4 protein-coding genes and 2 pseudogenes are annotated in these 12,503 nt (G+C 39.2%); 1 reads left to right on the top strand and 5 read right to left on the bottom strand.

The features are described from left to right. From C3Z13_RS11650 to C3Z13_RS12970, 5 genes and pseudogenes are all read right to left on the bottom strand, one after another. On the bottom strand, positions 1-3,126 hold a 3,126-nt coding region (locus C3Z13_RS11650; RefSeq protein ID WP_245872530.1), incomplete at its 3' end, for a YadA family autotransporter adhesin. A gap of 170 nt (positions 3,127-3,296) precedes the next feature. Further along, positions 3,297-4,112, bottom strand: a complete 816-nt coding sequence (locus tag C3Z13_RS11645) for a collagen-like domain-containing protein (protein WP_181022005.1) — start codon at positions 4,110-4,112, stop codon at positions 3,297-3,299. Positions 4,113-4,183: 71 nt separating this feature from the next. Beyond that, positions 4,184-8,236, bottom strand: a pseudogene (locus tag C3Z13_RS12150) (beta strand repeat-containing protein); the annotation flags it as partial. A 151-nt stretch (positions 8,237-8,387) separates the two neighbouring features. Then, positions 8,388-11,735, bottom strand: a complete 3,348-nt coding sequence (locus tag C3Z13_RS12145; protein ID WP_103855023.1) for a hypothetical protein — start codon at positions 11,733-11,735, stop codon at positions 8,388-8,390. Further along, positions 11,725-11,931 carry an ESPR domain-containing protein gene (locus C3Z13_RS12970; RefSeq protein ID WP_103855022.1) on the bottom strand — a complete coding sequence of 69 codons (207 nt, stop codon included), beginning with the start codon at positions 11,929-11,931 and terminating at the stop codon, positions 11,725-11,727. The genes C3Z13_RS12145 and C3Z13_RS12970 overlap by 11 nt, the downstream gene beginning before the upstream one ends. 315 nt (positions 11,932-12,246) lie before the next feature. On the opposite strand from C3Z13_RS12970, the pseudogene C3Z13_RS03590 reads away from it, so the two are divergent. Beyond that, positions 12,247-12,503 (top strand): annotated as a pseudogene (locus C3Z13_RS03590) (iron permease); the annotation flags it as partial.

Raw genomic sequence — 12,503 nt, 5'->3', positions numbered from 1 at the left:
ACCATTATCACTTGCTCTTGAATAACCTACGGCAATAGCACCTTGTCCTTTATAAGTACCTGCTGCTGCTGCTACCATTGATTTACCAGGCATATAAACCTGCGGTAAACCAGCTGTCGCAGTTGCTCCTGCAATACCTGCACGAAGGTCTTTATTAAGTTTATTGATGTTATTGTTAATGTTACCAACAGCACCTTTTAACTGTCTTACATTCACAGCATCAGTATCATCTTTACCATCTGCTACATTAGTAATACGGTTACCGCCGTTATTCAGGCCATTAGTTGTCAAACTTACTGTACTATTATTGCCAGCTGCATTTGGACCACTAATTGTTACACCATTACCTTGAACAGTTGTAGAGTTTCCTGCTGCATCTGTCGTAGTGACGGAATTTAGACCTTTAAGATCCTTAGCAAGTTTAACTGTTAACTTAGCATTCTTACCATCTTGTTTTGCAACAACACCGATGTTGTTATCAGTAAGATCATCTGCATCAGTTACACCACCCACAATTTGAGTTGTGTTATTTAATGTCATTTGAGCATTACCAACATCGCCTTGGTATTTGATGCCATCATTTAAGGTAGCTACTTGTTCAGTATTACCATCTGGTTTAGTGTAAACAATACGAGTTTTGCTCTCGCCATCTTTACCATCATTACCAGCCAGTCCTTTTTCGCCTTGTGCAACGGTTACACCGGCATTTGAACCATCTTTACCAGCAATACCGATAGAACCATCTTTGCCATTAATTGCAATACCTGGAGCACCATCTTTTCCTGGAACACCATCTTTGCCACCAACAACAATTGAGCCTCCATCAGCACCATTGATTGCTACAGCATCTTTGCCATCAGCACCTTTCACACCAATAGAGCCAGGTTTACCATCTTTACCACCAATAGATACTTCGCTATTTAAGGCAAATTGGATCTCATTGTCTTTTACAGTTGTAATGATATTTCCATTAGGGTCAGTAAATTTAACTGTTTCCCCTAATTTAACATTATCATCACCACCATTATCTGCAGCAATGTTAAAGCCTTTATTAACTAATGCATCTGCAGTGTTGTGTAGATCACTTACATTAACTGCATTATTAGCCACTTTACTTCCATCTTTACCTGCTTCTGCAAGTTGATCTAAGAAGTCCGCTTTATCAGCAGGAACTGGCTTACCATCTACAGTTGGACTAATGTCTCCAATAGATGTACCTACATTCGCTAATTTAGTCGGAGAAGTAGTTGAACCATCTGCGCTATTCATTGATGCAATGACATCACCCGCTTCAACTTTCGTACCACTACCATCTTGCTTAGTATTAAATGAACCATCTGCCTGTTTATACACTTTATCACCATCTTTGTTGGTATAAACCACTGGTAATTGTGCATTCTCAACCACTTTTTGAGAGTTCACTTTCAAGTCATAGTGAATATGACCATCTTCTGGTTGAGGCTGAGGACGACTTACATCAATTGTACCATCAGAAGACTCGACTGTTGTTGTCGCTGCCGCAGCGGCTTCTCTTAACTGTTTCACATTAACTGCATCAGTATCATCTTCACCTGCTGCAACGTTGGTGATTTTATTACCACCATTGCTTAAACCATTTTCAGTTAAACTTACATCTGGTTTAGTTGGATCAGAATTAGTAATAGTAATGCCATCTTTATTAATGACTGTGTTATCACCATCCTTACCGAATTTAGCAGAATCTAAGTCTGTCAGATCTTTAGCCATTTTCACAACTAAAGCTCCATCTTCCACATCAACACGAGTATTAGCATCTGTTGCTGTTGCGTCATTACTTAAACCACCTTTAATTTGTAAGGTTTCATTTAGTTTTTTCGCAACAGTGTCAGAACCATTACCTTGGAAGATTAAGCCATCATTCAAGGTTGCAACTTCTTCTTTTTCGCCATTTGGTTTTTCGTAAACAATACGAGTTTTGCTTTCGCCGTCTTTACCGTCGTTACCATCTAGGCCTTTTGCACCTTGTGCAACGGTTACACCAGCATTTGAGCCATCTTTACCAGCAATACCGATAGAACCATCTTTGCCATTAATTGCAATACCTGGAGCACCATCTTTTCCTGGAACTCCATCTTTGCCACCAACAACAATTGAACCGCCGTCTTCACCTTTGATTGAAACGCCATCTTTACCATCAGAGCCTGCTACACCGATGGAGCCTGGTTGGCCATCTTTACCTACAGTAATCTCATTACCTAAGCCAATTTCTAACTTATGGTTACCAGCATCTGCAGTTACAGTGATACCATCAGTACCCTTAAGCTGAATTTGTTTACCTAATTCTTGAGTAACGGCATCGCCATTATCGTCAGTTAAACCAAATCCTTTTTGCGTTAAGTTTTCAGTGAGTGAATTTGCTGTATTACGTAAATCACTTACATTTACAGCGCTATTTGGCTTACTTACAGCTGCTTTTTCTAATGCTTTTGTGAAATCTTCATCATTTTGAGGATCAATCACACTTTTCACATTATCCAAAGTCTGCGGTTTCGCTGAACCATCTTGTGCTACTAATGATGTACCTGCTGGCGTAGCTGGTTGCGCACCTTCTTTTGGCAAGCCATTTTCTAAATCACTTGCTTTATAGAATGTATCACCTACTTTCACTAATGGATTACCTTGTTCATCAGTATAAACAACTGGTAAACCAGTTACATCAATATGGTAAGAATGAACGCCATTCTTGCTTGTAACAGTAGAAACTTTTGTATTCGCACCATCAACCACTTGAACAGTTTCACCTAATCTAACAGTTTGTGCATTACCGTCATTAGTTTGTAATTTCCAACCTGTATTAATTAAGTTATCAGAAACATTTTTCAAATCTCCGATATTAGCTGCGTTAGTTAATGTAGGATCATTATCTTCTAATGAAGAAATATCTTTATCTCCCAAACCACTTGCAACATTTGTGATTTGATTTCCACCATTATTTAAGCCATCTTTCGTTAAGCTTACAGCTTTTTCTGGAGTACCGTTATTGATAGTCATACCATTATTAGTAATCGTTGTAACCGGATTATCCGATGTTGGATTCTCTGGGTTACCAAATGTTGCACTAGTTAAATCTCTCAATGCCTGCGCCATTTGGATCACTAATTGACCATTGATGCTATCTACACGTAAATTTTTATCTGTTACCGCTGCATCTGATGCTAAACCACCATTATCAGTTGCTTTTCCAGATAGTTTTAACGTGCTATTTAGTTTCTTATCAAGAATCTCACCAGTATCACCTTCAAAGCGTAAACCATCATTTAAGGTTGCAACTTCTTCTTTATCGCCATTTGGTTTTTCGTAAACGATACGAGTTTTGCTCTCCCATCTTTACCGTCATTACCATCTAGGCCTTTTGCACCTTTCTCTACTTTTACGCTTGCTTGACCATCTTTACCATCAGCACCATCTTTGCCGTTTACGCCATCAACACCATTAAAGACAATCGCGTCTTTAGTGATTGTTGTACCATCACGACCATCAGCACCTTTGACTCCGATAGTTCCATCTTTACCATCTTTACCGCTTACGCGAACATCACCAGAAAGTGAAACTTCTAAACGGCGAGCATCTTGATCTGCATCTTTAGCCGTTACTGTAACCCCATCAACACCTTTAATTTGAATTTGTTTACCTAATTCTTGAGTAACTGAATTACCGTTATCATCAGTTAAACCAAATCCTTTTTGAGTTAAAGAATCAGCAGTATTTTTCAAATCACTTACATTGACAGCACTGTTTGGTTTGCTGTCAGCAGCTTCTTTTAATACTGTTGAGAAATCTTTATCCGCAGTCGGAGTTTCAATTACACTCTTCACATTATCCAATGTTTGAGGTGTAGCAGTACCATCTTTAGAAACTAAAGTCGTTCCTGTTGGTGTCGCTTCTGGTGCATCTTGGTTAACAACACCATCTGTAACATCGTCAGCTTTATAGAATTTATCGCCTACTTTCACTAACGGATTTCCATCTTCATCAGTATAAGCAACTGGTAAACCGGTTACATCAACATGGAATGTATGTTTGCCATTAGCATCAGTTACCGTTGAAACTTTGGTATTTGCACCATCAACCACTTGAACAGTTTCACCTAATTTAACTGTGCTTTCAGTACCATCATTAGTTTGTAACTTCCAACCAGTGTCCGTTAAGTTTTAGAAACATTCTGCAAATCACCAATATTAGCAACATTTTTCAATGTATCGCCTTCGGCCTCTTCAAGTTTAGTATCACCTAAACCACTTTCAACACCCGTGATTTGGCCAGCAGGATTATTAATCACAATCTGGTTACCTGCAACATTCTGAGTAGTAATTGCACCTGTTGAACCATTTACATTCACACCAGATTTATTTTCTACCCCTTTATTATCAACAGGATTATTACCAAACACAGCGCTGGTTAAATCTGTCAGCTCTTTAGCCATTTTCACAACTAAATTACCTTCATCATCAACATCAACTCGGGTATTCGCATCCGTTACATCTTTATCTTCGGCTAATCCACCTTTAACAGTTAAAATTTCGTTAAGTTTTTTCTCAACAACTTTGTCACCGTTACCTTTGAATTTCAAGCCATCAGTTAAGGTTGCAACAGTCTCTTTGTCACCATTTGGTTTTTCATAAACGATACGAGTTTTGCTCTCACCATCTTTGCCATCATTACCAGCAAGTCCAGGCTCACCTTTCTCAACCTTCACGCTTACTTGACTATTTTGTCCGTCTGCACCATCTTTGCCGTTTACGCCATCAACACCGTTGAATACGATTGCATCTGGTTTCACAACAACAGATTTACCATCCGCACCATCTTTACCATTGGTTACAGTAACCTCTTTAAACTCTGGTGCCTCTGCTACTTGAACTTCAATTTTACCGTCTTTCACAACAGTACGAACATTCTTAGCTGTAGTAGTTACATCATCTGCTGCCCCACCAACGACTTCAACTGTTTCACCAAGTTTTTTGGTTACAGAATTGCCGTCTTGTGCGGTTAAACCAAAACCTTTGTTAGTTAATGCATCAGCAGTATTTTTCAAATCGCTCACATTTACAGCATTGTTGGCATTTGCTGTATTTGCAGCATCTAATTTATCAAGGTAAGTATCGCCAGCTTTATCTGCGATGCTTGAAGCTACATTAGCTAACTTAGTTGGAGTAGAAGTTGAACCATCACCACTATTCATGGAAGCAATAACATCAGCGGCCTCAACGCGTGTGCCCTGACCATCTGCCTGAGTATTAAACGAACCATCCGCTTGTTTATATAATTTATTGCCTTCAGCATCTGTATAAACAACTGGTAATTGCGCTCCCTCTACAACTTGTTGCTTATTAACTTCTAAATCATAGTTTGTATGACCATCTGCTTCAGTAGTTTCGGCAACAAACACTGAGCCATCTTGAGATGTTACAGTAGTTCTAGCCTTTTTCACATCAGCAATATTTGCAGCATTAGTTAATGTATCACCAGTTGCGTCTTCAAGAGCAGTATTTCCTAAGCCACTTGCAACATTAGTGATTTGGTTATTACCATTATCTAAGCCCTCATTACTTAATTTAACGGTATCGTTAGGACCACCAATGAAACTGGTTTCAGTTGCACTACGTACAGCAACATCATCATCACTAGTGGTAACAATAGCACCTCCAGTAATTTCAGTAGAATCACCTGTCGTATCATCAGTGAATACGGCAGAAGTTAAATCAGTAAGATTTTTAGCTAACTTAACAACTAATTCTCCGCCTGTTACATCAACACGAGTATTCGCATCAGTGGCTTCTTCACCTTCATCTAATCCACCTTTAACAGTTAAGGTTTCATTCAGTTTTTTAGCGACAGTTTCAGAGCCATTACCTTTGAATTTGAGACCATCATTCAAAGTCGCAACTTCTTCGTTATTTACTTCAAGACGAGGTTTGGTAGTTGTACCATCAACACCTGGTTGACCGTCAACTTTTGTTGTTAACGTTACGCCATCAACACCATCTTTCCCTGCAATGCTGATACCTGGTTTACCCTCTGGTCCAGTATCACCTTTAATGCTTACACCATCTTTGCCGTCTTTACCTACAACATTGATTGTACCTGCTTGTCCAGGGGTGCCATCTTTAGCTTTTTCGCCAACTGTAACTTCATTGCCTAATGCTAATTTTAATGCGTTATTTTCAGTATCCGCAGTAACTGTAATACCATCTTCACCTTTAATCTGAATTGCTTCACCAAGGTTTTTCTTCACTTCGGTATTGCTATCATCAGATAAAGCAAAGCCTTTATTTGTTAATGCATCTGCCGTATTCTTCAGATCTTTAACATTTACCGCTTTATTCGGTGAACTTGTTGCAGCAGTACCTAACGCTTTAGTAAATTCATCATTAGTTTTACTTCCTTCAGGATCAATAGCGCTCTTCACATTATCTAATGTTTGAGGTTCCGCAGCACCATCTTTAGAAACTAAAGTTGTTCCTGCTGGTGTCGCCTCTTCAGCACTATTATTCACAACACCGTTAGTTACATCGCTAGCTTTATAGAATTTATCACCTACTTTCACTAACGGATTTCCATTTGCATCAGTATATGCAACTGGTAAACCGGTTACATCAACATGGAAAGTATGTTTGCCATCAGCATCAGTTACCGTTGAAACTTTGGTGTTTGCACCATCAACTACTTGAACAGTATCGCCAATTTTAACTGTGGTTTCAGTATTAGAATTAGTCTGTAACTTCCAACCCGTATCAGCAATATTTTTCAAATCACCGATATTAGCAACATTAGTTAATTCAGGCGCATTATCCCCTAATGAAGAAATTGTCTTACCACCTAAACCACTAGTAACACCTGTAATTTGACCTTGTGGGTTATTGATCGTAATCGTGTTACCTGCTGCATTATTAGAGGTAATAGCACCTGTATCACCATCAATTTTAACTCCTGGTTTTGTTCCTGCATCAGACGCAGTAGGATCATTACCAAAAGTCGCGCTGGTTAATTCAGTTAAGGTTTTAGCCATCTTAAGAACTAATTCGCCACCCTCACTATCTACACGCAAGTTTTTATCAGTTACTTCTGAATTTGTATCTAACTTACCTTTAATAGCTAAAGTTTCATTTAACTTCTTATTAATGACATCACCTTTATCACCTTGGAATTTTAAGCCATCATTCAACGTCGCAACTTCTTCACCATTTACTTCAAGGCGAGGTTTAGTATTAGTGCTATCAGTCGCGCCTTTACCATCAACACCAGGCTTACCATCAACTTTTGTAGTTAAAGTTACGCCATCAACACCATCTTTTCCTGCGATGCTGATACCAGGTTTCCCGTCATTTCCAGTATCACCTTTAATACTTACACCATTTTTGCCGTCTTTGCCTACAACATTAATTGTGCCAGCTTGACCAGCGCCCCCATTTTCAGGTTCACCAACAGTTACAGTATTTCCTAAAGCTAGTTTTAATGAATTATCTGTGCTATCCGCAGTAACAGTAATGCCATCTTCACCTTTAATCTGAATAGCTTCACCCAATTTTTTCTTCACTTGAGTGTTTTTATCATCTGCTAAAGCAAAACCTTTATCGGTTAAATCATTAGCAGCTTTTTGTAAGTCACCTACATTGGTAGCATTTTTAAGCGTATCTCCAGATGCAGTAGTAAGATCCTGTCCATCTAAGCCACTTGCAACATTAGTGATCTTATTATCACCATTATTTAAGCCATTCTCGGTTAAGCTAACTGTCTTAGCTGGATCATTTGCACCGCTACCATTATCTTTATTGATAGTTACACCATCTTTATTGATAACCGTTTTATCTGCATCTGACGTACCAAAAGTTGCATCAGTTAAGCCAGCTAAACTTTTCGCTAATTTAACAGTTAAAGTATCAGTGTTATTTGAAACCACTCCGATATTATTATCAGAAAGTTTATCCGCTTCAGTAACACCACCTTTAACATTAGTCACTTCACCTAATTGACGAGTGAACGTGTTCGCACCGCTGTTTTCGCCAACATCACCAGCATATTTTGTGCCTTTAGCAATATTTGTAGTATTAACATCCACTTTCTGGTTAGTTGCATATAACTGGCTACCATTTACTGCATCTTTAGAAGTCTCGGAGATATCACCATCAGCAACATTAGTTACTTTTTTATTGCCTGCATTAATACCTGATTTAGTAATGCTTGGTCCACCATTCAATGTTAATCCATCTTTATTTAATGTATTACCATTGATAGTAACACTTCCGTTTTCACCTAAATTAAGTGTTTTCGCAAGTTCAATTTTTAATTTGTTATCTTCAACTTTAGTTGAAATATTTGAATCAGCACCAACTACTTCAATAGTGTTATTAAGTTTTTTTAACTTCTTTGCTATCTTGTGCTTTTAAGCCAAATTCAGCTGCATTTACTTTATCATCAACAGATTTCACCGCACTTTCAGTTGCAGCACGGCCGGCATTTTCACCAGTTCCATAGTTAACGCTATTTGTATCGCGCTCTTCTAAACCTGTAACTTTGCCACCTTCAACTTTTGTGGTTTTGCCATTATTATTAACGGTAATACCATCATTATTCATTGAAGTATTGCCCGTTGTTACAGTATTTGCAGTTACGCTATTTAAATTAACGTCATCTTTCGTTGCAATACTAATTTTGCCTTGAGATTGAGTTAATTTAATATTTTTACCTGCGTCAAAGGTTAAGGTTTCACCTGGTTGAATAGCATCTTCCATTTGACCAGATTGTTCGCCATCTGATTTAGAGACAGTTGCTTTCCAGCCTTGATTTACATGTTTAATTGCTTCATCAATTGTTGTTTTACCTGTGCCACCAACGCCGTCAGCATCTTTATCACCATTTGGAGTTATATTACCATAAGTAATATTTCCTGTATTAGGATCAACAGCAGCATCGCCACCTAAAATATTCTTAACACTATTTGCAACATTGCCAATGACTTCATTTGTTGCATAAAGCTGTGAACCATTGATTGCATCTGTAGATGTTGCTGAAATTTCACCAGCTGCAACATTTTGAATACGGCGCTCGTTATCTGCTGCACCAACAGTTACCACACCGTGTGCTTCAGCTCCAGCAAAACCACTATAGGTAATTGTACCAACAGTTGCACTAGCTACTGTACCACCATCACCAGCAGTTGTAGTATTTCCATCTGAACCATCTTTTTTCTTATTCTTCGTTCCAACAGCTGAACCCGCTGCGGCACGGCTATTTGAACCGATGTAAGCAGAGTTCGCCACATCAGCGGCAACATTATTACCCAATACTTGAACATTAGAAGTGGTTACTGTATTGTCGTTACCAATAACGCGGATACCATCATTAGCACCATCAGCAAGGTTATTATTGTTACCAAACACACCTGAATTATTCGCTGCAATTGTTCCGTTATTATTACCTACAGAATAAGTACCTTCTCCTGTAATTGTTGTTGGATCACCAATTGCACCAGAGTTATTTCCCGTTACAACATTTCCAGTACCAATGGAAATAGCATTAGCTCCTTGAGCTTGCGCACCGGCACCAATAGCAATAGCACTGTTTCCTGTAGCGTGGGCAGATGAACCTAATGCGGTAGCGTCATCAGCAGTTGCACGAGATTGACGACCAATTGCAGTAGAAGCATTAGCTGACGCATTTGCATTGTTACCAAACGCAGAAGATGCAACGCCTAAAGCATTTGAATAAGCACCAACTGCAATTGCACCATTTTCTGCTGAAGTTGCACTTCCACCAAGTGCTATGCCACCAACAGTATTTGCAGAAGATGACGTACCAATTGCAATAGTATCAACTTGATCAGTTGTAGCATTACCTGAACGGGCATTTTTACCAATTGCAATACTTCTCGTTCCAGTTGCTGTAGCAGATGTACCTTGTGCAATCCCATCCGTTCTAGTTGAGCTTGCATTTAAACCAACTGCTATACTTGAACCCCCAGAAGCATTTGATGATGAACCCACTGCAACGGTATTTGCTGCCATAGCCTGGGCACTATTACCAATCGCAGTTGCAGAAGTTTGTGTTGCTTGCGCATCATCACCAAATGCAATAGTTGATTTCTCACTTGCTTTTGTTCTACGACCAATTGCAATTGCATGATTAGAAGTCGCTTGAGCTCGGTAACCTTGAGCAATAGACACTTCTTCACTTGCAACTGCTTCTGAACCAATAGCTATGCTAGAAAGCTTACTTGCATTTGCAGTATTACCAATTGCAATAGTATTTGCAGCACTACCTTTTGCTGATGATCCCATAGCAATGGCATTCGCTTCACTTGCGTTTGCTTTTGTACCAATAGCAACAGAAGAGATCCCTGTAGCCTGAGTTGATTCAGTTGAAGAATAATTATTATCTCCATTACCGAGAGTATTTGCAGAAGTATCGCGTCCACCAATCGCAATGGCGCCTTTTGCATTTGCTGTAGCTGAAGCTCCCACAGCAACTGTACTAATAGCATTAGCCGCTGCTGTTGTACCAACGGCAACACCTAAATTATCTGAATAAGCTTGGCGACCAACTGCAACTGCTGAATTATTAGAGTATGTTGCAGTACCAAGAGATACGGAGGAATTGTTCGCGTTAGATTGTAACCCTAAAGCAGTAGCCACTTCTTTTGCAACAGCACTACCACCAATAGCTACTGAGCCCTCAGTACTTTCAGCACGATCACCAACGGCTAAAGTACCAAAACCACCATTACTTTCATTATTTATATTAGTCCCCGTAGCTCCAGGATGCCCATTATTCCCTCGAACTCCTACGTATGCTCTTGAAGAACTATTAGATTTCGCCCCACTACCAATTGCAATATTTTCCTGATAATTACTTAGTGCATTTGCACCTATCGCAATTGCATTCATCATTTCATCATGAGAATCTGTCGTTGTAGAATTTTCAGTTCTCGCATTTGCACCAATTGCAATAGATCTAGCTCCTGCTGCTCGTGCAACAGAACCCACAGCGACAGAAGAATCACCACTCGCTTTTGTGCTACTTGATTCAGTATAGGTCGTCATTCCTACTTGAGTTCCGTCACTACGTCCACCAGAAACAAGTTGAATATCTGCATCAGCACTACCAATAGCAACAGAGCGTTTTCCTGTGGCAGTGGCAGACTGACCAACCGCAATTCCTGCTGTACCTTTAGCATAAGCAGCAGTACCTATTGCCATCGACATATCTCCCGCGGCAGAAGCTTGACGCATTACAGCTAGAGAATTAAACGCTGCTGCACGTGCTGCGGTACCTAAAGCAATTGCACCAATATCACTTGCGTGAGTAAATGAACCTAGTGCAATAGACATTCCTCCATCAGCGGTTGCATAGTTACCAATTGCAATACCGGAAGAAGCAACTCCTCCGTTAGTTGCACTTTGACCAGCTCGGCTAATAGTATTAGCAAAATTACCTATTGCAATTCCGCTTTGTGTCATATTAGTATTTTCGGTATATAATTTAGACCCACCAGCTCCTGTCGCTGCACTAGAAAGTTCATTATCATTAGGTGTACGAAAAGTCATATTATCAGGCGTTCTATAATTCAGTGGCTGAATTCGAGGGTCATCATTTGCCTGAGCTTTCCCTCTCACCATTGAGCCCGATGAATCACCACCAAGAACCCCTGTATCAGCATTATGTACCGTACCATTTTCATCTGTATAGTTAAATGCCACATACGCATTCGCCGCTGTTGGCAATGCAAGCAACACACTGAGTGAAAGGGAACTTAAAAGAAACTTTTAAGGTTTTTGAGGTCTTTTGAACGGAACCCACAACCGTTGTTGGTTTTCCGTGACGAGATGCTAATTCGGAAACAACAACCCAGGTCTGTAGGGATTGATTCCAGACTATACGAAATATTTTGTTCATATCAAAAATCCTAAATGGAAAATAAAAGTTAATAATTAAACGATTAACTGGCTAACTACTTTAAAAAATCCAACAAAGTAATACTCTAGCCTAGAGTAAATCGCTAGAATATTACCAAGTAAACGCAAAATTCTCAAATTTTTTAATGTAATATTTTGTAAATTTTTTCATTAATTTTATGAATTATTGATAGCCAAAACTTGATCTCCATCAACTCCCCTTAAGACTTTTGTTATCTCTCTTGATAAATGCATCACAATAAAGGCATAATAGTGCGTAAATAAGAATAACTTTTATTTAGATTAGAGAGTTGATATGTTACCGTTGCGTTATTCGCGTTACCTGATGGGGGTATTTTTGTTCTTTGTAGCCTCTTTTTCCTCGGCTAACGAAAACTACCAACAATGGGTTCAAGATATTGAAAATCGTCTTAATAAAACCGCTCAGCTTTACCAAAAAAAGCACATTGATGATGCACGCACCGAAGTGCAAATGGCATATTTTGAGGTGTTTGAGAATTTAGAGGGCCCAATTCGCATTAACTTTTCCGCACAAAAAAGCTATCAAATGGA

The organism is Avibacterium endocarditidis, assembly GCF_002921145.1.
GTDB classification, from domain to species: domain Bacteria; phylum Pseudomonadota; class Gammaproteobacteria; order Enterobacterales; family Pasteurellaceae; genus Avibacterium; species Avibacterium endocarditidis.
Note: the sequence above shows the minus strand (reverse complement) of the source record. Positions and strands in the feature narration are given on the sequence as shown.

What these genes read in the sequence shown, in the direction of transcription:
- C3Z13_RS12970 (WP_103855022.1), bottom strand. Translation starts at nt 11,931, where the DNA reads ATGAACAAAATATTTCGTATAGTCTGGAATCAATCCCTACAGACCTGG.